Origin of the sequence: Spongiactinospora sp. TRM90649 (assembly GCF_029382225.1) — a bacterium.
Classification (GTDB): domain Bacteria; phylum Actinomycetota; class Actinomycetes; order Streptosporangiales; family Streptosporangiaceae; genus Spongiactinospora.
The window spans coordinates 101,506-122,854 of sequence record NZ_JARLTC010000014.1; the positions used below are offsets into that span (position 1 = coordinate 101,506).

The following is a 21,349-nucleotide window of genomic DNA, read 5'->3' on the forward strand; positions in this document are numbered from 1 at the left end:
CTATGAGCTCCAGGGGTGGTAATTCAGCACAGAACATCACCATGGCCGCGACGGCCATGTTCCTGGTCGGCACCCTGGCCGGGGTGTCCGACCTCATCCAGAACTACCCGGTACACGGTGGCCAGGCGATGCGTTACGCCGCGGGGGCGGCGGCCCTGCTGGTCCTGGCGCGGCTGCTCGGGCGGCGCCTGCTGCGGCCGACGCTCCGCGAGTGGCTGCGACTGCTCGCCCTCACGCTGACCGGGCTGATCGTGTTCAACGTCGCCGTCATCGAGTCCGCCAGGCACGCCGGACCGGCTCTCGTCGGCACCGTCCTGGGAACGGTCCCGCTGGCCCTCGCCCTGCTGGGCGGGCGGCGCCCGGCCCCGCATGTCCTGGCCGGCGCGTGCGTGGTCGTCACGGGGGCGACGATCGCGACGGGCCTGGGCAGCGGCAACCTGCCCGCGCTGCTGTGGGCGCTGGTGGCGCTGGCCTGCGAGGTGGCGTTCTCGCTGCTGGCGCTGCCGCTGCTGCCCAGGCTGGGCGCGGTGCTGGTGTCGGCGTACTCGACGGCGCTGTCCGTGCCGCTGTTCCTCGTGCTCGGGCTGGTCACCGACGGCGCGGGCATGCTGCGCGTACCGACCTTGCCGGAGGCCGGGGGCCTGGCCTACCTGGCGATCGCCGTGACCACCGGCGCGTTCTTCCTCTGGTACACCGCGCTGCCCCGGCTCGGCCCGGCGGTGGCGGGGCTGTTCGCCGGGATGATCCCGGTCGGCGCGATCGTCACCGGCCTGTTGCTCGGGGTTGCCGTCCCGACTCCGGGCGACCTGGCCGGCGCCGGGCTGGTGATCGCGGGCATCGCCGTCGGCCTGTACGGCGGGCGGGTGATTCGCGCGCTCGCCGTCCGCCGTAATCTCAACAGGGCGGAGCGACCGGCGGGCGCCGGGACGCCCGGGGACGACCGAGGAGGACGACGCGACGATGCCCGAGTTCGACTACACCGACCTGCTGCCGCTGGGCCCCGACGAGACGGAGTACCGGCTGATCACCACTGAGGGGGTGCGGAAGGTCGAGGCGGCCGGGCGTACGTTCCTGGAGGTGGAGCCGGAGGCGCTGCGCGCGCTGACCGAGGCGGCGGTCCACGACATCTCCCACTACCTGCGCGCGTCGCACCTGGCCCAGCTCAGGAAGATCGTCGATGATCCAGAGTCCAGCGGCAACGACCGCTACGTCGCCCTCGACCTGCTGAAGAACGCCTCGATCTCGGCGGGCGGCGTGCTCCCGATGTGCCAGGACACCGGCACCGCGATCGTGATGGGCAAGCGCGGACGCCACGTGCTGACCGACGGCCGCGACGCCGAGCACGTCTCGCGCGGCGTCTACGACGCCTACACCCGGCTCAACCTGCGCTACTCGCAGATGGCGCCGATCTCCATGTGGGAGGAGAAGAACACCGGCAGCAACCTGCCCGCCCAGGTCGAGATCTACGCCGAGGACCCGCACGGCCACGCCGACGAGTACAAGCTGCTGTTCATGGCCAAGGGCGGCGGCAGCGCCAACAAGTCGTTCCTGTACCAGGAGACGAAGGCGGTGCTCAACGAGCGGCGCATGCTGGAGTTCCTAGAGGAGAAGATCCGCTCGCTCGGTACGGCGGCGTGCCCGCCGTACCACCTGGCGGTCGTGGTGGGCGGCACCAGCGCGGAGTTCGCGCTGAAGACCGCCAAGTACGCCTCGGCCCGCTACCTGGACGCACTGCCCACCGAGGGCTCGCTCACCGGGCACGGCTTCCGTGACCTGGAACTGGAGAAGAAGGTCTTCGAGCTGACCCAGGGGCTCGGCATCGGGGCCCAGTTCGGCGGCAAGTACTTCTGCCACGACGTGCGGGTGATCCGGCTGCCCAGGCACGGCGCGTCCTGCCCGGTGGCGATCGCGGTGTCGTGCAGCGCCGACCGGCAGGCGCTCGCCAAGATCACGCCGGAGGGCGTGTTCCTGGAGCGGCTGGAGACCGACCCCGCGCGGTTCCTGCCCGACACCACCGGCGAGCAGCTCGGCGGCGACGTCGTGCGGGTCGATCTGAACCGCCCGATGGGCGAGGTCCTGGCGGAGTTGTCGAAGTATCCGGTGAAGACCCGGCTGTCGCTCAACGGGCCGCTGGTGGTGGCCCGCGACATCGCGCACGCCAAGATCGCCGAGCGGCTCGACGCGGGCGAGGAGATGCCGTCGTATCTGAAGGACCACGCGGTCTACTACGCCGGACCGGCCAAGACCCCGGCCGGATACGCCTCCGGTTCCTTCGGCCCGACCACGGCCGGGCGGATGGACTCCTACGTCGAGCGGTTCCAGGCTGCGGGCGGCTCGCTGGTGATGCTGGCCAAGGGCAACCGCTCGGGGCAGGTCACCGAGGCGTGCCGGCGCAACGGCGGGTTCTACCTGGGCTCGATCGGCGGCCCGGCGGCCCGGCTGGCGCAGGACTGCATCAAGAAGGTGGAAGTCCTGGAGTACCAGGAGCTGGGCATGGAGGCGGTCTGGAAGATCGAGGTGGAGGACTTCCCGGCGTTCATCGTGGTGGACGACAAGGGCAACGACTTCTTCACCGACACCACGGGGCCGGCGCTGTCCATCGGTCGGCGATCCTCCCGATGAAAAGGGGGCATTAGCGGCAATGCGGTCGGGAGTCGTCCTAATCGCCCTCTAGCGTGTGACGCATGGACGACGTGCTGAGCAGGCGGGCGATCAACCGGGCGACCCTGGCCAGGCAGTTGCTGCTGCGCCGGGCGGAGCCCGCCGAGTTCTCGGTGCTCGACGCCGTCGAGCACCTGGGCGGGCTCCAGGCGCAGACCCCGCACACCTGGTACACCGGGCTGTGGTCGCGGCTGACGGGCTTCCGGCCGCAGGACGCGGCCGAGCTGCTGACCGAGCGCCGGGCGGTGCGGGTCGCGCTGATGCGCGGCACCATCCACCTGGTCTCCGCCGACGACTGCATGGCGCTGCGCCCGCTGGTGCAGCCGGTCATCGAGCGCGGCACGATGGGCGCGTTCCGCAAGCGGCTGGCCGGGGTCGATCCGGTACGGCTGGCCGCAACCGCCCGCGCCCACCTGGCCGAGCGCCCGCTGACGTTCGCCGAGCTGGGCAAGCTCCTCGCCGAGGAGTGGCCAGAGCACGACGCCCACGCGCTCGGCCAGGGCGCGCGGGCGTGGCTGACGCTCGTCCAGGTGCCGCCGCGCGGGCTGTGGGGCCGCAGCGGGCCCGTCGCGCACACCACGGCGGAGACCTGGCTCGGGCGTGACGACGTGCCCCCGATGACGCCGGAGACGATGGTGCGGCGCTACCTGGCGGCCTTCGGCCCGGCGTCGGTCAAGGACGTGCAGCAGTGGTCGGGGCTGACGCGGCTGTCCGAGATCGTCGCGGGCCTGGGCGACCTGGTGACCTTCCGCGACGAGCACGGCGTGCGGCTGTTCGACCTGCCCGGTGCCCCGCGCCCCGACGCGGACACCCCGGCCCCCGCGCGCTTCCTCTACGACTTCGACAACCTGCTGCTCTCCCACGCCGACCGCACGCGGGTGGTCACCGACGCCTTCGCGGCGCAGCGGTACGACCCGCACGGGTGGATACCGAACCTGTTCCTGATCGACGGCTTCACGGCCGGGGACTGGCGGGTGACCAGGGAACGGCAGACCTCCGTCCTGACGATCCGCCCGTGGGCTCCGCTGCGCCCGGCCGACGTCGACGAGCTGACCAAGGAGGGCGGCGACCTGCTCGGCTTCCTGGCGCCGCCCGGCGACGCGCGCGAGATCAGGATCGGCGGCTGACGGAGAACCGGTAGGAGCCGGTGACGTCCTCCGCGCCGGAGACCACGAGGTCGTACCGTCCCGTCGCGGGAGCCGCACGTCGGGCCGGTCCTGGACGGCGCCGCTGAACGAGTCGCACATGTCCACCTCGTCGGCCACCGTCAGGTCGTACTTCCCCGCCCGGGGCAGCTTGACCACGCCCTTGTCGATCACGGCGCCGGTGTACTCGTTGCACATGTCGACGCCCTCGAACACCGGCTTCTCGTCGGGCCCCCGCAACTCCACGCAGTTGCAAGTTCTTCGCAATAGTGGCTCGCCCTACCGGCTGACTGTGATCTCTGAGAGCATGGGGCGCGCGGGACGCACACCCCCGGCTGGCTCTGACCGAAGATCTCAACAAAAAAGCGGCGCTGTCTCTACAGGTCGCATTACGCAAATCGGTAAGCTGCCACCCATGCGTGCGCCCTCGGGATACCTTCTTGCCGCGCGCTATCGGCTGAGCGAACCGGTCGGGCGCGGCGGCATGGGCACCGTTTGGCGAGCACGCGATGAGCTTCTCGACCGTCAGGTGGCGGTCAAGGAAGTGCGCCTCCCGCTCGTCCTCGACGAAGATCTGCGCGCCGAGCTGTGCGCCCGCACCGAGCGCGAGGGCCGTGCCACCGCCATGGTCGCCCACCCGTCCGTGATCACCGTTTTCGACGTGGTCACCGAGGACGACCGGCCCTGGATCGTGATGGAGCTGTTGCAGGCGAGATCGCTGGAGCAGCTCATCCGCGAGGAGGGCGCGCTGCCGCCGCGCAAGGTCGCGGAGATCGGCCGCCAGGTGCTCGGCGCGCTGCGCGCCGTCCACTCCAAGGGCATCCTGCACCGCGACGTGAAGCCGAGCAACGTGCTGGTCACCCACGACCGCGCCGTGCTCACCGACTTCGGCCTCGCCGCGCTGGAAGGCGACGCGTCGATCACGCAGGCGGGCATCGTGCTCGGCTCGGCCGGGTACATCGCGCCCGAGCGCGTGCTCGGGGACAAGGCCAGCCCGGCCGCCGACCTCTGGTCGCTCGGCGCCACCCTCTACACCGCAGCCGAGGGCAAGGGCCTGCACGGCAGGCGTACGGCCGCCGCCGCGCTGGCCGCGCTGACCAGTGGCGAGCCGATCCCGATGGAGAAGGCCGGGCCGCTCGCCCCGGTGCTGCGCGGCCTGCTCCGCATCGACCCCGACACCCGCCTCGACGCCGCCCGCGCCTCGCTCATGCTGGCCAGGGTGGCGGCGGGCGGCGCGGCCGAGGAACCGCTCGGCCAGGCCGCGCGCAAGTCCGTGCGCACCACGGCGCAGCCGGTGATGCCACGCCGTCCGGGGCACCGGGGCGTGCACCGCGCCGAGCCGTCGCGGCCTCCGGTGACCCGCCACGTGCCGAGCACGGCGCAGCGCCCGCAGCCCTTCGCGACGCCGTCGATCCCGCCTCAGCAGCAGCCGCAGCGCGGGCATCGCAGGGCGGCCGAGGGCTCCCACCGCAAGCCGGTCGAGCCGCCCCAGCCCAGGCCACTCGTGCTGCGCATGTCCACGATCATCAGAATGGTGCTGCCCCGCCGCCTCTGGCCCCGGGAGCTTCGCAAGCGAGGCTAAAGCGGTTCGTAACCGAATATGGCTATCGTCTATCCATGCCGCCCGACCGTCAGCCCCGCCTGCTCGCCGACCGCTACGAGCTGATCTCCCCCATCGGCCGTGGCACCATGGGTACCGTTTGGCGAGCCCGCGACCACTCACTCGGCCGCGACGTGGCGGTGAAGGAAATCCGCCAGGAATCCGGGCTGAGCGAGCCCCAGCGCGCCGAGCTGCGCGAACGCATGCTCCGCGAGGGCCGTTCGGCCGCCAGGATCAACCACCCCTCCGTCGCGGTGGTCTACGACGCCATCGAGGAGGAGGGCAGGCCGTGGATCATCATGGAACTGGTCCAGGCCCGCTCCCTCGAACAGGTCATCGACGAGGAGGGGCCGCTGCCGCCCCGGCTCGTCGCCGAGATCGGCTCCGACCTGCTCGGCGCGCTCCGGGCCGCGCACGCCCAGGGCATCCTGCACCGCGACGTGAAGCCCGGCAACGTGCTGCTCACCGAGACCGGCCGGGTGGTGCTGACCGACTTCGGCATCGCCAAGGCCGCGGGTGACAAGAACCTCACCAAGACCGGCATGGTCATCGGGTCCCCTGGTTACACCGCGCCCGAACGCGCGCGCGGCGAGTACACCGGGCCGGAGTCCGACCTGTGGTCGCTGGGGGCCACGCTGTACTTCGCGGTGGAGGGACGGCCCGCGTACGAGCGGTCGTCGGTGGCCGCGACGCTGGCCGCGCTGATGACCGAGAGCGCCGACCCGCCCACGCAGGCTGGGCCGCTGCGGCCGGTGCTGGAGGCGTTGCTGGAGAAGGACCATGCGACCCGGCTGACGGCGGGGCGGGCGGCGTCGATGCTGCGCGCGGTCGCCGACACTCCGTCGGACGAGCCGGTGCAGGAAGGACCGGGCACGGGGCAGGGGTTCGTCGCGGGCGGCACCTTCGCGGCCCCGCCTCAGGGACACGCGGCGCCGCCGCTGTCCAGCCCGGTACCGCCACCGCCGGGAACCCCCGGCCGCGGCCCTCAGGGCCCTCACGGGCCGGGTCCGGGCCCGGTCCCGGACCGGGCCCCCACGTATCCGCCGAGCGCGGCCGTACCGGGCCAGGGGGCCTTCGGCGCGAACAGGGGACAGGGGCAGGGCGCCTTCGGCCCCCCAGCCGGAGCGGGCGCCTTCGGCGCGCCGTCCGCCCCACCCCCCCAAGGAGCCTTCGGCCCCGCCCAGGACGCCGGCCCCGGAAGCGGACACGACTCGGCCTCCGGCCCCGGCCCCGGGACCGGCTCTGGAGGCGGACGCGACTCGGCATTCGGCACCGGCACCGGCACCGGCTCTGGGACCGGACACGGACCCGGCTTCGGTGACGGGCACGGGCATGGATCTCGGCCCGGCAGTGGACACGGCTCGGCGTTCGGGGCCGGGCAGGGGCCAGGCTCTGATGGTCGTGGGGCGGGGCCGGGAGAGGTCGGTGGCGCGGAGCGCGGGCGGGGGCCGGCTGTGCCCGGATCGACCGGCGACCTCGACTCCGGGCCACCCTCCGGACCGGTTTCCGGGCCATCTTCGGGGCCGACTTCGGGGCCTGTCTCCGGACCTACCTCACGCCCCACTCCCGCGCCCGCTTCGGGCCCGAGCGCCGGGCGGGAGCGGGAGCGGGACGCTCCGCGGTACGACCCGGAGCAGACGATCGCGGTGTCGCGGCCGTCCGGGGTGAAGCGGACGCCGCCGCGGCACGTCCCCGGCCCCCTGGTGAGCCCGGCGGGGCCTCAGCCGCCCCAGGGGCCGCCGGCGCGGGGCGGGATGGGTTCCGGGCCCGACTCGCGCCCGCAGGCCCCGCACGGGCCACAGGGGGCTCCGGGACAGGCCCCCTGGGGCGCGGGCACGCCCACGCAGGAGCGGCGGATCCCGCAGAACGGCTACGGCCCGCCCGGGACCCCGGGCGCCCAGGGGCAGGCGCCGGGTGGTCCAGGCGCTCAGGGACACGCACCGGGGCCCGATGGGTATGGATCGGGGGCGCCGGCCGGGGCCGAGGGTTTCGGCTCTGCGGGAGCGAAGGCATACGCGCCGGGCGGCCCTTCGGGCGGCCAGGGGTATGCCCCCGGCGGGCCTGGAGGCGGCCAAGGGTACGCGCCAGGTGGACCCGCGGGCGCTCAGGGATACCCGCCGGGCGGACCTCCGGGGACCGAGGGATACGCGCCTGGCCAACCTCCCGGGGCCGAAGGGTACGCACCGGGTGGTCCCGGAGGCGCTCAGGGATACCCCCCGGGCGGACCTTCCGGAACTGAGGGATACGCGCCGGGCCAACCTCCCGGGGCCGAGGGGTACGCGGCAGGTGGGCTTCCGGGTACCGAGGGGTTCGGGCTTCCGGGGCTGGGGCCGCGTGGGCCGCAGGGGCAGGCCGTCTCGGGGCCGCCCGCCTCCTCCTACCCCGGGATTCCCGTGGCGGGGGTGCCGGGCACCGGTAGGCCGGGGCGGGTGCCGTCGATGTCGGAGGACGGCGACACGCTGGGCGGCGGACTGGGTACGGACCTGTTCGCGATCGCCGGGCCGCCTCCGGCCGAGGCGACCGACTCGAAGAGCCGGGCGCGGATGTTCATCCTGGTCTGCACGGGCGCGCTGCTGCTCGCGGTGGTCGTGATCTTCGTGGTGTGGGCCTTGGGCTGAGCCGGTGGTCCGCGCGCGCGGGCCACGGCGCAGACTTAGGACATGAGCGAGTTTCGGATCGAGCACGACTCGATGGGCGAGGTGCGCGTGCCCGCCGGGGCGAAGTGGCGTGCGCAGACCCAGCGGGCCGTGGAGAATTTCCCGATCTCGGGCCGTGGGCTCGAACCCGCCCACGTCGCGGCCCTCGGGCTGGTCAAGGCGGTGGCCGCGGAGGTGAACGGCGAGCTGGGGGTGATCGACAAGGAGCTGGCGGAGGCCATCGCGCAGGCCGCCACCGACGTCGCGGAGAACGAATGGGACGCCGAGTTCCCGATCGACGTCTTCCAGACCGGCTCCGGCACCTCGTCCAACATGAACGCCAACGAGGTGATCGCCACCCTGGCCGAGGCCCGGCTGGGCGGCGGACGGCGGGTCCACCCCAACGACCACGTGAACGCCTCCCAGTCCTCCAACGACGTGTTCCCGACCTCCATCCACGTCGCCGCGACGACCGAGACGGTCTTCCACCTCATCCCCTCCCTTGAGCATCTGGCGACCTCGCTGCGCGCCAAGTCGATCGAGTTCGCCCAGGTGGTGAAGTCCGGCCGTACGCACCTGATGGACGCCACGCCGGTCACGCTCGGCCAGGAGTTCGCCGGTTACGCCACGCAGGTGGACAACGCGGTGGCGCGCGTCAACTCCGCGCTCACCCGGGTCACCGAGCTGCCGCTGGGCGGCACGGCGGTGGGCACCGGGATCAACACCCCGCCCGGGTTCGCCAGGAAGGTGATCGCGGGGCTGCGGGAGGCGACCGGGCTGCCGTTCACCGAGGCCCGCGACCACTTCGAGGCCCAGGGCGCCAGGGACGCGATCGTGGAGCTGTCGGGTCAGCTCCGGGTGACGGCGGTGGCGCTCACCAAGATCGCCAACGATCTGCGCTGGATGGGGTCGGGGCCGCGCGCCGGGCTGGGCGAGATCAACCTGCCCGACCTCCAGCCGGGGTCCTCGATCATGCCGGGCAAGGTGAACCCGGTCGTGCCGGAGGCCGTGTGCATGGTGTGCGCGCAGGTCATCGGGAACGACGGGGCGATCGCGTTCGCCGGCGCGGCGGGCAACTTCGAGCTGAACGTGATGATGCCGGTGATCGCCCGCAACATCCTGGAGTCGATCCGGCTGCTGGCCAACGTCTCCCGGCTGTTCGCCGACCGCTGCGTGCACGGCGTCACGGCGAACGCCGAGCGGTGCCGGGAGTACGCGGAGTCCTCGCCGTCGATCGTCACGCCGCTCAACCGGCACGTCGGCTACGAGGAGGCGGCCAAGATCGCCAAGGACGCCCTGGCCGAGCGCAAGACCATCAGGCAGGCGGTGCTCGACCGCGGGCACGTGGCCAAGGGCACGCTCACCGAGCAGCAACTCGACGCGATCCTCGACGTGCTGTCCATGACCCGCCCGCCCAACGCGTGAGCGGCTAGAACCGGTAGCGCCGGACCCCGCGCACGGCGCGGCGGGCGCCGGGGAGCCCGGCCAGCAGCCGCCGCATCAGGGGGACGGGCGGAGCCTCCCCCGCCTGCCGTACGGCGATCGCGCCGCCGACGGCCACGTCCAGCGTGAAACGCAGCGCGGTCTCGCGGTCGTCGGCGCGCAGCGCGGGCTCCCAGGCCCCCGGGCCGAGGAACCCGGCCGACGGCAGCCGCCGCGCCGGGAACTTGGCCACGAGCTGCCCGGCCAGCCGTCCCGGCTCCCCCGGCTCGACGAGGCCGGGGGCGGAGACCTCCCGGGCGCCGTTGCGCAGCACCAGCTCGACGGGCGGCCCGCCGCTCGGCGGCACGTACGGCACCGGCATCACGACGAACACGTGCCCGTCGCGCCGGGTGATCGCCGCCCCCGGCGACACCAGCGCGATGGACTCGGCATAGGAGCGGGGCTCCACGCACACATGCAGCGTCCCGCCGTCGCACCAGAACGGGACCACCAGACGTCGCGGGTGCTCGGCCACCGCACCGGCGCACGCGTGGCCGGGGTCGGTGCCTACGCCGACCCGGCCGGTGGCTCCCCCGGCGCGTCCGCCGGTCACGCGTGCGCGGGCGTGGTAGGCCCCGCCCTGCAGCCTGGCGTGGACCTCCCACATGCCCTTGACCAGCGGATGGCCCACCGCCACGGTCGAGACGTCCAGCCGGGCCTCGGCGGCGAGCACGAGCCGCACGTCGTCGCCCTCGCCCCAGACGTGGATCTCGCTCGTCGTGGGGACGACGTACATCTCGCCGTTCTCCTCGTGGCGGACGTAGACGTGCAGGCGGGCCCTGGCCACGGCGTCTCCGACCTCAGTGAGGGCGGGCGGCAGCACGACAGGGTCGATGTCGGTCGGCGGGACCCAGTACAGCCGGTCGTCGGCGACGCGGAACCACATCGGGTCGCCGTCCGGCTGGGTCAGCTCGCCGGCCAGGCGCATGGTGAGCACGCCCTCGTCCCAGTGGGCCTCGCGCAGGCCCACGCGCAGGCCCACGCCCTTGGTGACGCCCGCGAGGACGATGAGCCGGTCCAGGCGTCCGGCGCGCAGCAGCGCGGCCACGGCGCGCAGATGCACGGGCAGCAGCGGGTCGAGCCGGGCGGGGAACCGGCGCACGGTGATCTCCCGCATGGCGCCGTACATCTCCGAGCGGTCCTGGGAGGAGGACAGGAACCTGCCGGTGGAGAACGGGCGCAGCACCACGGTGCGGAACCAGTGGGCGTACATGCGGTCGCGCTGCCTGCCGGGCGGGGTGTGGTCGTCCACGATGTCGAGCAGGGCGTCCAGTTCGGCGGCGGCGGAGGCGGGCCGCTGCTCACGGCGGGTCCTGGCGGCGACCCGGCAGCAGATCGACTCGGCGAGCAGCGCGACCACCTTGGCCGACAGGTAGGCGCGCAGCACGAACGCCTCCTCGGCGAGCGGGCCGCCGCGCTCGTCGAAGCGCAGCCCGAGCCGGTCGAGGAACTCGCGCCGGTAGAGCTTGTGCGGGGTGAGCTGGCCGAGCAGCCGGTCACGCAGGATGTCGGCGCGGTCGCGGTCCACCTGGAAGGCGGCGGGGGGCAGGCTGCCGTCCCGGACGATCCGACCGGCCAGGACGTCGGCCTCGGCGATCCTGGCCCGCTCGTACATCAGGCGGGCCGCGCCGGCCGCGAGGCGGTCTCCCTGGTCGAGCAGGTAGACGTACTCGCCCTGGGCGGCGGCGAGCCCGGCGTTGCGGGCGCGCATCGGCCAGCCCGCCCGGGGCAGGTGCAGCACCTGCACGTTGGGGCGGTCGGCGGCCATGGCGTCGAGCCGGGCGGCGACGCCGGGGACGGACCCGCCGTCGGCGATGATCACCTCGTACTCGTCCGCGGGGAGCGACTGTTCGAGCACCGAGCGGAACCCCGCGTCGGCCTCCTGGCCGGGGTTGCGGACCGGCATGACCACGCTGACCTTCACACCCATGACGGCAAGCCTGCGCGCAGCGCGTGCCGTACGCACTGCGGCGTGCCGTGCACGCCGCGAAGCGCGTGGTGTCAATACCGCCCCTTGCCCCCTGCCTTACCGGCCCGGGTGCCGTCCGGGGGCTCTAGGGGTGTCTGGGGGCCTGGGAGGGGCCGGTGGGGATCAGTACCAGCCGACGCGCTGGGAGTGGCCCCAGGCGCCGCAGGGGGAACCGTAGCGGCCCTTGATGTAGCCGAGGCCCCACTTGATCTGGGTGGCGGGGTTGGTCTGCCAGTCGGAGCCCGCGCTGGCCATCTTGGAGCCGGGCAGCGACTGGGGGATGCCGTAGGCGCCGCTGTAGCGGTTCATCGCCCGCTCGTTCCAGTTGCTTTCCTTCTGCCACAGGCTCTGCAGGCAGCCCCACTGGGAGTCCCAGCCCATCGCGGCGTTCATCGCCTTGCCGATGGCCATGTTGCTGCCGGTGTTGGGCTTGGTGCCGACCGGGAAGTTCTTGGGCAGGAAGCCGTCGCCGCCGGGGGCCTTCTCGGGGATCTTGACCCGGCTCAGCGGGTCGCGGCCCTTCCGGGAGTCTTCCAGGGCGCGCTTGCGCATCGACTGCGCCGCCGCGGCCTTCTGGATGTCGGCCTGGGGGTCGGGGGCGAACGGGTCGGGACCGAGGAGCTTGGCCCACTCGGCCAGCGGCACCGGCTCGGACGGCGGGCGGTTCGCGTTCTGGTAGGCGGTGTAGGCGACGAATCCGCCACCGCCCACGATGAACACGGCCGTGCTGCCGAGGATCAGGATGCGCTTGGACGTGGACCACGATCCGCGACGGCTCTTGGGAGGCCGGGGATCGGCGGGGGCGGCGGCGCGTGGGGGGAGACCGCGCGTGGAGCGCTGGCTGCTCCTGCGGCGGCCCCGCGTGCCCTGCGGCGCGGGCCGGTCTCTCAATTCCGGACCTGAACTCACGACCTATGAGCATGCCGTGAACCGGGGGGTACTCCGCAACCGGAACGCGATAATCGGTCCGGTCGGGGAGCGGCCCCCGGTCACTCACGGTTGACCTATCGTTGCGTTGACGTGCCCTTTCATAGTCGCTGTGATTTTTGCCACATTTTTGCAACTTAGGGGTCACATCTGCCTGACCTTCCGGTCAGGGCGACCGGATGTTGACGGCCCCCCCTTCGACACCCCCGCGACCGAAGGACGGACCCCTCCTAGGGTCTCGGCGATGCGTCCGCGTTCCATGGGTGGTATGTCACAGTTTCGTGACACACAACGGTTGCCCTTAGGGGGGACCCATAATGACCGCGTGGCCGGCATCCTCCTGGTAGAAGACGATCCCTCGGTGCGCACGGCACTGGAAATGGCCCTGTCGCGGCAGGGCCATTCGGTGACCGCGTTCACGACCGGCGAGGAAGCGCTCGAACACGTCCGTGCCAAACGCCCCGAGATCGCGATCCTCGACGTGATGCTGCCCGGCATGGACGGCGTGGAGGTCTGCCGCCGGATCCGCAGGTTCGACCAGCTCCCGGTGATCCTGCTCACCGCGCGCGGCGACGACCTCGACGTCGTGGTCGGCCTGGAGGCCGGGGCCGACGACTACGTGGTCAAACCGGTCGAACCCCGGGTGCTCGACGCGCGGATCCGCGCGGTGCTGCGCCGGGTCGAGTCGGCCTCCTCCGACCGGATCGTGTTCGGCGACCTGATCATCGACCGGGGCGCGCTGAAGGTGACGCGCGCCGGGCGCGAGATCCACCTGACGCCGACCGAGCTGCGGCTGCTGCTCGAACTGGTCCGCCATCCCGGCCAGGTACTCAACCGCCGCCACCTGCTCCGCGTGGTCTGGGACCACTCCCACGTCGCCGACTCCCGTCTCGTGGACGCCTGCGTGCAGCGGGTCCGCGCCAAGATCGAGCCGGTGCCCGCCGAACCGACGTTCATCCACACCGCGCGCGGCTTCGGGTACCGGTTCAGCCCGCCGTGATCGCCTTCCTGAACCGGTCGCTGCGGTCGGTCTGGCGGGCGCTGCGCCGTCCGACGGGGCTGCGCGGCCGGTTGGTGATCACATTCATCCTGGTGGCGATGACCGCCTCGGCGCTGGTCGCCGGGATCGGATACACGCTGGTGAAGTCCGCGCTGATCAACCGGACGGAGAGCGCGGCGGTGTCGGACGTGCTGAACACGCTGGAGCAGATCACCGTGCCGATCGGCGCGCTGTGGCCCGGCGAGCTGCCGCCGACCGGGGAGGACCTGAACAACGTGCACCGGTCGCTCGGCGCCCCCGGGCGCGAGGTGATCGTGTCGTACCAGGAGTCGATCTACCCGGGCGCGCGGATGCGGCTCGCCGACGTGCCGTACGAGCTGCGGGCGCAGGCCCCGCACCGGGTGGTGTCGCAGCGTGCCCGGATCGACGACCGGACCTGGCTGGTCGTCGGCACCCAGGTGCACCGGCTGGCCAGGAACGGCAGCGTCCAGCCGACCGGGATGACCGTGTTCGTCTTCGTCTCGCTGGCCGACGAGGAGCGCATCCTGGCCGACCTGCGCGACGGGCTGACCCAGGCGGGCGCGATCACGCTGTTCGTCGGGCTCACCGGCGCGCTGCTCTCGGCCAGGCGGGTGCTGCTGCCGGTGCGAAGGCTCGGGTCCGCCGCCCGCGCGCTCGGAGAGGGGCGCCTGGACACCCGGCTGCCCGTGCACGGGCACGACGAGCTGGCGCGGCTCACCGCCACGTTCAACGAGTCGGCGTCGGCGCTGGAGAAGAGCGTCAGCGAGCTGCGCGCGCTGGAGGCGATCTCCCGGCGGTTCGTCGCCGACGTCTCCCACGAGCTGCGCACGCCGCTGGCGGCGATGACGGCCGTCACCGACATGCTCCGCGAGGAGGCCGATCGGCTGCCGTCGGAGCCCGCGCAGGCCGTACGGCTGGTCCTCGGCGAGATCGAGCGGCTGCGCGTCCTGGTCGAGCACCTGATCGAGGCCAGCCGCCTGGACGCGGGCACCGCGACGCTGCGGGTGGAACGCGTCAACGTGGCCGACGCCCTGACCGACTGCCTGGAGATGCGCGGCTGGGCCGATCAGGTGCGGCTGAACGTCTCCGAGGGTCTGTCGTTCACGCTCGATCCCCGCCGCTTCGACGTGATCCTGGCCAACCTGGTCGGCAACGCGCTGCGGCACGGCGCTCCTCCGGTGCTGGTGAGCGCCCGGGGCACCCCCAACGGGCTGGAGGTCAAGGTGCGCGACCACGGCAAGGGCATCCCCGACGAGGCCCTGCCGCACGTCTTCGACCGCTTCTTCAAGGCGGAGGCCGGGCGGGCGCGCAGCGAGGGCAGCGGGCTCGGGCTGTCCATCGCGCGGGCCAACGCCCGGCTGCACGGCGGCACGATCTCGGTCCGGCGGCAGGACCCCGGGACCCTCTTCACGGTCTGGCTGCCGCACGCATGAGAGGAGTCCTGTGTGTGATCGCCGCGACGCTCCTCGCCGCCAGCGGGTGCGGGATCGAGACCAGCGGAGTGGTGGACCACGGCCGGGCCCCGGTGGTCAGTTTCGAGCCGACGTTCATCACGGTCTACCTGCTGCGCGACCGGCGCCTGTTCCCGACCAGGGTGGCGGCGCCGTCCAACGCCATCGAGGACGTCGTGGACGCGCTGTTCAAGGCCAGCGACCAGCCGCCGTCCGGGCTCGGCTCGGACCTGCGCGGGTTCACCCACCGCGACAGCCAGCTCAGCCGGTACGGCCAGCCCGCGCGCAACGACCCCGACGTGCCCAGGGGCCTGCGCCTGCACGTGTTCGTCGGCGGCGACGGCCGCCTGAGCCGCGCCGCGCTGGCCCAGCTCACCTGCACCACGGCGGGCCTGCGCAGCCGGGAGATCTGGGTCGTGCAGATCACCCAGATGGCCCTGGACGGCACGCCGCACAACCGGGGGGAGCACGTGTGCAGCGAGTTCCGTGATCTGGCCTCGCCGGAGACGCAGCTCCCCCCGTGACGTGTCAGGCGGTGATCAGGCGGTGAGGTCCTCCAGCATCTCGGTGACCAGGGCGGCGATCGGCGACCGCTCGGACCTGGTCAGCGTGACGTGGGCGAACAGCGGGTGGCCCTTGAGCTTCTCGACCACCGCGACGACGCCGTCGTGCCGTCCGACCCGGAGATTGTCGCGCTGGGCGACGTCGTGGGTGAGCACGACCCGGGAGTTGGCGCCGATCCGCGACAGGACGGTGAGCAGCACCCCGCGCTCCAGGGACTGCGCCTCGTCCACGATCACGAAGGCGTCGTGCAGCGAGCGGCCCCGGATGTGCGTGAGCGGCAGCACCTCCAGCATGCCGCGGTCGATGACCTCCTCGATCACCTCGGGCGTGGTGACCGCGCCCAGGGTGTCGAAGACGGCCTGCGCCCATGGGCCCATCTTCTCGTTCTCGGTGCCGGGCAGGTAGCCCAGTTCCTGGCCGCCCACGGCGTACAGCGGGCGGAAGACGACCACCTTGCGGTGCTGGCGGCGCTCCAGGACGGCCTCCAGGCCCGCGCACAGGGCGAGCGCGGACTTGCCGGTGCCGGCCCTGCCGCCCATGGAGACGATGCCGACCTCGGGGTCCATCAGCAGGTCCAGCGCGATGCGCTGCTCGGCGGAGCGGCCGTGCAGGCCGAAGACCTCGCGGTCGCCCCTGACCAGGCGGACGGACTTGTCGGGCAGGACCCGCCCGAGGGCCGAGCCCTGCGCGGCGAGCAGCCGCAGGCCGGTGTGGCAGGGCAGCTCCGCGGCCTCGGGGAGCTCCAGCCTGCCGTGCTCGAAGAGCGCGGCGATGTCGTCGCCGGTGACCTGGATCTCCGCCATGCCCGTCCAGCCGGACTCGACGACCAGTTCGGCGCGGTATTCCTCGGCGACGAGCCCGATCGACGCGGCCTTGATCCGCATCGGCAGGTCCTTCGACACCAGCACCACGTCGCACCCCTCGGCGGCGAGGTGGCGGGCGACGGTGAGGATGCGGGTGTCGTTGTCACCGAGCCGGAAACCTACCGGCAGGATCGACGGGTCACTGTGGTTGAGCTCCACCCTGAGCGTGCCATCGCCGACCGGCATCGGCTCGTCGAGCCGGCCGTGCGTGATCCGAAGGTCGTCGAGGTAGCGCAGCGCCTTGCGGGCGAAGTAGCCCAGCTCTGGATGCTGACGCTTGGCCTCAAGTTCGGTGATGACGACGATCGGCAGGACTACCTCGTGCTCGGCGAAGCGGGTCATCGCCGCTGGGTCGGCGAGCAGGACCGAGGTGTCCAGCACGTAGGTACGCCGTGTAGGACGGCGGGACGTGCGGGTGGATGGGTGAATCGAGGACACTGCCACGCGATCTCCCCCGGGCGCCGTTTGGGGTGGACGCCCTGAACCAGATGAGGTGGGATTCGTACCGGGCCCGGCCGCACCCTCCACTGCGGGGCGAAGCCGGACTCCGGCCCCCTCAGCAGGTGGTTTACGCAAAAGCGGGCCCTCTCCAGAGTGGGCGGACGCTGCCGCCTACCTCCTACGGTACGTCCTGATCCGGCCCACCCCAATATGTCAAAGCCGACTGAAAGGGGCAGTTCACGTGCTGTTTCCAGCGCGTACGCCGGCTCAGGAGCCGTACCGCCGATGCCGCGCGGCGTAGGACCGCAGCGCCCGCAAGAAGTCGACCCTGCGGAAATCAGGCCAGTAGGCCTCGCAGAAGTAGAACTCGGAGTGGGCGCTCTGCCAGAGCAGGAATCCGGAGAGCCGCTGCTCTCCCGAGGTCCGGATGACGAGATCCGGGTCGGGCAGGCCGCGCGTGTAGAGATGCTCCGCGATGTGCTCCACATCGAGAACCTCGACGAGGTCCTCGATACTCGCCCCCGTGCTGGCGTGCTCCTGGAGGAGAGAGCGCACCGCATCAGCGATCTCACGCCTTCCTCCATACCCAACGGCCACGTTCACAATCAGCCCGGGGCGGTCTGAGGTGGCTTCTTTTGCATTTTTCAGGACATGTGCCGTGCGATCGGGCAGAAGGTCCAAAGCCCCCACGGGTTTGATGTGCCACCCGGCCTCGACCAGCTCCTGGACCAGATCCTCGATGATCCGCATCAGCGGCTCCAGCTCGTCCTTCGGACGGGCCAGGTTGTCGCTGGAGAGCAACCACATCGTGACGACCTCGACACCGGCGTCACGGCACCAGGCCACCAGCTCGGTGATCTTGTCGGCGCCCTTGCGGTGGCCGCGGCTGACGTCGTCCATGCCCATCGAGCGCGCCCAGCGGCGGTTGCCGTCGACGATCACCGCCACGTGGCGGGGGATCATGGCGTTGCCCAGCCTGCTCTCAAGCCTGCGCTCGTACAGGCGATAGACCAGATCACGTACGCCCATGGAAACCTCCCCCTGTCACCGGCAACAGGTCACAGGGGCAATTATCACCGCCCCGGAGGGCGGTCTGTCCCCCCGTTCCGGATACCGGATCCGGACTGGGCCATACCGAGACATCCCTCGGCCTCGACGACCAGACCCGCGATGAATTCGGCCAGCTCGCCGGAGGTCAGAACGGCGCGCAGGCCGACGCCGTCGTGACCCCACGCCTCGACCACCGCCCGCCTGGTCAGCCGCCAGCGCCCGATGGCCGCCGGGGCGTCCGCAGGCGTCCACAGCGGAAGCGTGCGGACCTGGCAGCGCAGTTCGCCGCCGCCCACGACGCGCCGCCTGGAGCGGTATCTGAACGCGAACAGCTCGGCGTCCGGGGCGTCCTCGGGGAAGCGGTCGTCGGGGTCGGCCCAGGCGCCGTCACCGTCGGCCCGCGCGGCCCTCATACCGGCCGCCAGGCGCGGCAGGAGCCATCCGCAGCGCTCCCCCACCATCCCGTACGGCGCGCCGTCCCTGCGCAGCTCCAGCGTGATCTCGTACGGCACGCCGACGCTGTCCACGCACGCGCGCGGCAGCACGGTCAGGTACGACCCGTCGGCACAGCGAAGACCCCCCATCTGAAGGGTCATATCCAAATCGCCCGCCGCATAGCCCCGCTTGTCGGTCAAATCCGATCAGCGGGTGGTACGACGGCATGGCACGCGCGCCGGTCTACCCAGACCAGCGCGCGTGCCATGTCGCACCGGTGGTCTGACTCAGCCCAGGCGCTTCACCAGGGCGTGGTACTCGTCCCACAGCTCCTTGGGCAGGTGGTCGCCGAAGGTCTCGAAGTGCGGCGGGACCAGCGCGGCCTCCTCCTTCCACACCTCGGTGTCCACCGACAGCAGCGTGTCCAGGGCCTCCTGGGAGATCTCCAGGCCCTCGGTGTCGATGGCGTCGGGCAGCAGCCCGATCGGGGTGCGCACGGCCTCGGCCGTGCCGTTCAGCCGCTCCACGATCCACTTCAGCACCCGGCTGTTCTCGCCGAAGCCCGGCCACAGGAACGAGCCGTCCGCGCCCTTGCGGAACCAGTTGACGTAGTAGATACGCGGCAGCTCGGCGCCCTGGCGGCGCCCGACCTCCAGCCAGTGGCCGAAGTAGTCGCCCATGTTGTAGCCGCAGAAGGGCAGCATCGCGAACGGGTCGCGGCGCAGCTCGCCGACCTTGCCCTCGGCCGCGGCGGTCTTCTCCGAGGCCACGTTCGCGCCCAGGAAGACGCCGTGCTGCCAGCTCAGCGCCTCGGTGACCAGCGGCACGGCGCTGGCGCGACGGCCGCCGAACAGGATCGCCGAGATCGGCACGCCGTTCGGGTCCTGCCACTCCGGCGCGATGGTCGGGCACTGCCCGGCCGGGGTGGTGAAGCGGGCGTTCGGGTGGGCGGCGGGCTCGTCGCTCGCGGGCGTCCAGGAACGGCCCTTCCAGTCGGTCAGGTGGGCGGGTGGCTCGTCGGTCATGCCCTCCCACCAGACGTCGCCGTCGTCGGTGAGGGCGACGTTGGTGAAGATGCTGTTGCCCCACAGGGTCCGGATCGCGTTGGCGTTGGTGGTCTCGCCGGTGCCCGGGGCGACGCCGAAGAAGCCGGCCTCGGGGTTGATCGCGTAGAGCCTGCCGTCCGGGCCATAGCGCATCCAGGCGATGTCGTCGCCGATGGTCTCGACCTTCCAGCCGGGGATCGTGGGCTGGAGCATGGCCAGGTTGGTCTTGCCGCAGGCGCTCGGGAACGCGGCGGCGATGTACCGGGCCTCGCCGGTGGGCGGGGTCAGCTTCAGCACGAGCATGTGCTCGGCGAGCCAGCCCTCGTCGCGGGCCATCACGCTGGCGATCCGCAGCGCGTAGCACTTCTTGCCGAGCAGCGCGTTGCCGCCGTAGCCGGAGCCGTACGACCAGATCTCCCTGGTCTCCGGGAAGTGGCTGATGTACTTGGTGTCGCTGCACGGCCACGGGACGTCGGCCTGTCCCCGCTCCAGCGGCGCGCCGACCGAGTGCACGGCCTTGACGAAGTCGCCCCGCTCCTCGATCTCCCGCAGCGCCCGGTCGCCCATCCGCGTCATGATGCGCATGGACACCACGACGTACGGCGAGTCGGTGATCTCGACGCCGAGCTGCGAGATCCGGCCGCCGAGCGGTCCCATGCAGAACGGCACGACGTACATGGTGCGTCCGCGCATGCACCCCCGGTACAGCTCACCGAAGGTGGCGCGCATCTCGTCTGGAGCGATCCAGTTGTTGGTGGGACCGGCGTCCTCCTCACGCTCCGAGCAGATGAACGTGCGGTTCTCGACCCTCGCGACGTCCGACGGGTCGGACGCGGCGTAGAAGCTGTTCTGCCGCTTGGCCAGCCTCGTGAAGGTGCCCTGCTCGACCAGCAGGTTGGTGAGGCGGGTCCACTCGGCCTCGGACCCGTCGCACCACTCCACGCGGTCGGGCTGGGTCAGCTCGGCGATCTGGCGGACCCACGTCGCCAACTCATCGTGGGTCGTCGGGGCGGGTGCCTCAACGGAAAGGGTCACTGCGACGGCTCCTCTACACTCGCTCGGCCAAGACATCATTAACGACTGCTCCGCGGTTAATCCAATTGGCGTAGACCAGTCATATGCCAACGCCGAAGATCAATCCGCGGGTTACGCCGTGCCTTGACGAATCAGCCAACCTGCCGGGTCGCGTTTCCACACAACCCTGATGAGCAGGGGCCGAACCGCCCTCCAGGCGGTGGTCTCGGGTCACTACCCACTTGTGAGCGAGTTAATGAAAAGCCGCCGCCGCAGTGGTATAAACCACGGGCGGAGGTCTAAACCAATCTGGTAAGAGGTTTAGTCCAGATCCGGCGGAAAAGGCCAGCACAACAGCCCTTCCCGGAGGAGGGAATGGAGGGTGGCGGGCACCGCGACGGCGCTCGCACTCCTCCGGAAATCGTGCGCGGCGGACCGCGCGGTCAAGTCAGGAGTCGACGTCAGGACCGGCCGCGCGGACGCGATCGACGTGCTGGAGGGCGTCGCGCAGCTCGGCGAGCCAGGAATCGGTGTGCTTGCCGACCAGCCGTACGCACCAGGCCAGGGCGTCGCTGCGGCTGCGGGCCACGCCCGCGGCGACCAGAGTGTCGAGCACCTGGCGCTCCGGCTGGCGCAGCCGGGTCATCACCGGCACCGACAGTGTGGTGAACATCACTGTCTCGCCGCCGCAGGAGACGCCCCAGGAGACCTTCTTGCGGAAGCGGTGCTCGACCTCCCGCGCGATCTCGATCCGGCGCTCCCTGGTCTCCTCACGGAACCTGCGGATCAGCCCGTCCACGGCGGCCGCGCGCTCCGCCTCCTGGGCGCCCTCGGCCGTAACGGGGTCGGCCAGCGCGCCGATGACCGTGATCTCCTCACGGTCGAGCACGATCTCGGGGGCTCCGGTGAACCAGTCTTCGGGCAACCGCCCGGAGAACCATCCTCGCAACTGCCCACTTGCTTCATCGCTTTCCATGTAATTGAGATTACAACGCTTCTCCTGAAATGACATCTACGGCATCACAGGATTTCCCTGAAGGCGAA

General features: G+C 71.8%; 16 protein-coding genes. 9 read left to right on the forward strand and 7 right to left on the reverse strand.

The genetic code is table 11. The features are described from left to right. Positions 1–2 precede the first annotated feature (2 nt). The 6 genes from P3X83_RS19210 to P3X83_RS19235 all read left to right on the forward strand — a co-directional run bounded on the left by P3X83_RS19210 (position 3) and on the right by P3X83_RS19235 (position 9,467). Entirely contained in the window at positions 3–1,034 is a 1,032-nt protein-coding gene (locus P3X83_RS19210) for a DMT family transporter (protein WP_277306500.1), read from the forward strand. Next, the gene (locus tag P3X83_RS19215; protein WP_277306501.1) at positions 961–2,622 is read left to right on the forward strand and encodes a fumarate hydratase; all 1,662 of its coding nucleotides are present in this window, start codon (positions 961–963) and stop codon (positions 2,620–2,622) included. The genes P3X83_RS19210 and P3X83_RS19215 overlap by 74 nt, the downstream gene beginning before the upstream one ends. Before the next feature lie 62 nt (positions 2,623–2,684). Next, positions 2,685–3,788, forward strand: a complete 1,104-nt coding sequence (locus P3X83_RS19220; protein WP_277306502.1) for a winged helix DNA-binding domain-containing protein — start codon at positions 2,685–2,687, stop codon at positions 3,786–3,788. 433 nt (positions 3,789–4,221) lie between these two features. Continuing rightward, positions 4,222–5,388 carry a serine/threonine-protein kinase gene (locus tag P3X83_RS19225; protein ID WP_277306503.1) on the forward strand — a complete coding sequence of 389 codons (1,167 nt, stop codon included), beginning with the start codon at positions 4,222–4,224 and terminating at the stop codon, positions 5,386–5,388. 35 nt (positions 5,389–5,423) lie between these two features. Next, on the forward strand, positions 5,424–8,024 hold the full coding sequence (locus tag P3X83_RS19230) for a serine/threonine protein kinase (protein WP_277306504.1): 2,601 nt from the start codon (positions 5,424–5,426) through the stop codon (positions 8,022–8,024). A 42-nt stretch (positions 8,025–8,066) separates the two neighbouring features. After that, positions 8,067–9,467: a class II fumarate hydratase gene (locus P3X83_RS19235; protein WP_277306505.1), complete on the forward strand. Its 1,401-nt coding sequence runs from the start codon at positions 8,067–8,069 to the stop codon at positions 9,465–9,467. Between the two features lie 4 nt (positions 9,468–9,471). On the opposite strand, the gene P3X83_RS19240 is transcribed toward P3X83_RS19235, so the two are convergent. Together P3X83_RS19240 and P3X83_RS19245 are read right to left on the reverse strand one after the other, a co-directional pair. Continuing rightward, on the reverse strand, positions 9,472–11,454 hold the full coding sequence (locus P3X83_RS19240) for a glycosyltransferase (RefSeq protein WP_277306506.1): 1,983 nt from the start codon (positions 11,452–11,454) through the stop codon (positions 9,472–9,474). 162 nt (positions 11,455–11,616) lie between these two features. After that, positions 11,617–12,402: a transglycosylase SLT domain-containing protein gene (locus tag P3X83_RS19245; protein ID WP_277306507.1), complete on the reverse strand. Its 786-nt coding sequence runs from the start codon at positions 12,400–12,402 to the stop codon at positions 11,617–11,619. A 343-nt stretch (positions 12,403–12,745) separates the two neighbouring features. Between P3X83_RS19245 and P3X83_RS19250 the strand changes: the two genes are divergently transcribed. Genes P3X83_RS19250 through P3X83_RS19260 form a run of 3 tightly spaced genes read left to right on the forward strand, consistent with a single transcriptional unit; the run spans position 12,746 to position 15,416 of the window. Beyond that, a complete protein-coding gene (locus P3X83_RS19250; RefSeq protein ID WP_277306508.1) occupies positions 12,746–13,420 on the forward strand; it encodes a response regulator transcription factor in 675 nt (224 codons plus the stop codon). Beyond that, a complete protein-coding gene (locus tag P3X83_RS19255) occupies positions 13,417–14,874 on the forward strand; it encodes a HAMP domain-containing sensor histidine kinase (protein ID WP_277306509.1) in 1,458 nt (485 codons plus the stop codon). The genes P3X83_RS19250 and P3X83_RS19255 overlap by 4 nt, the downstream gene beginning before the upstream one ends. Before the next feature lie 14 nt (positions 14,875–14,888). Continuing rightward, the gene (locus tag P3X83_RS19260) at positions 14,889–15,416 is read left to right on the forward strand and encodes a hypothetical protein (protein ID WP_277306510.1); all 528 of its coding nucleotides are present in this window, start codon (positions 14,889–14,891) and stop codon (positions 15,414–15,416) included. Positions 15,417–15,431: 15 nt separating this feature from the next. Here the strand turns inward: P3X83_RS19260 and P3X83_RS19265 are convergent, their stop codons facing one another. The 5 genes from P3X83_RS19265 to P3X83_RS19285 form a co-directional block, all read right to left on the reverse strand. Then, positions 15,432–16,763 carry a PhoH family protein gene (locus P3X83_RS19265; RefSeq protein WP_277306511.1) on the reverse strand — a complete coding sequence of 444 codons (1,332 nt, stop codon included), beginning with the start codon at positions 16,761–16,763 and terminating at the stop codon, positions 15,432–15,434. Positions 16,764–17,027: 264 nt separating this feature from the next. Next, on the reverse strand, positions 17,028–17,789 hold the full coding sequence (locus P3X83_RS19270; protein ID WP_277306512.1) for an isoprenyl transferase: 762 nt from the start codon (positions 17,787–17,789) through the stop codon (positions 17,028–17,030). 44 nt (positions 17,790–17,833) lie between these two features. Next, positions 17,834–18,394 (reverse strand): hypothetical protein, encoded by a 561-nt coding sequence (locus P3X83_RS19275; protein ID WP_277306513.1) that lies wholly within the window; start codon positions 18,392–18,394, stop codon positions 17,834–17,836. 138 nt (positions 18,395–18,532) lie between these two features. Beyond that, complete coding sequence (locus tag P3X83_RS19280) at positions 18,533–20,362, reverse strand: phosphoenolpyruvate carboxykinase (GTP) (RefSeq protein ID WP_277306514.1); 1,830 nt, start codon at positions 20,360–20,362, stop codon at positions 18,533–18,535. A 391-nt stretch (positions 20,363–20,753) separates the two neighbouring features. Further along, positions 20,754–21,281: a hypothetical protein gene (locus tag P3X83_RS19285; protein ID WP_277306515.1), complete on the reverse strand. Its 528-nt coding sequence runs from the start codon at positions 21,279–21,281 to the stop codon at positions 20,754–20,756. Between the last annotated feature and the right edge of the window lie 68 nt (positions 21,282–21,349).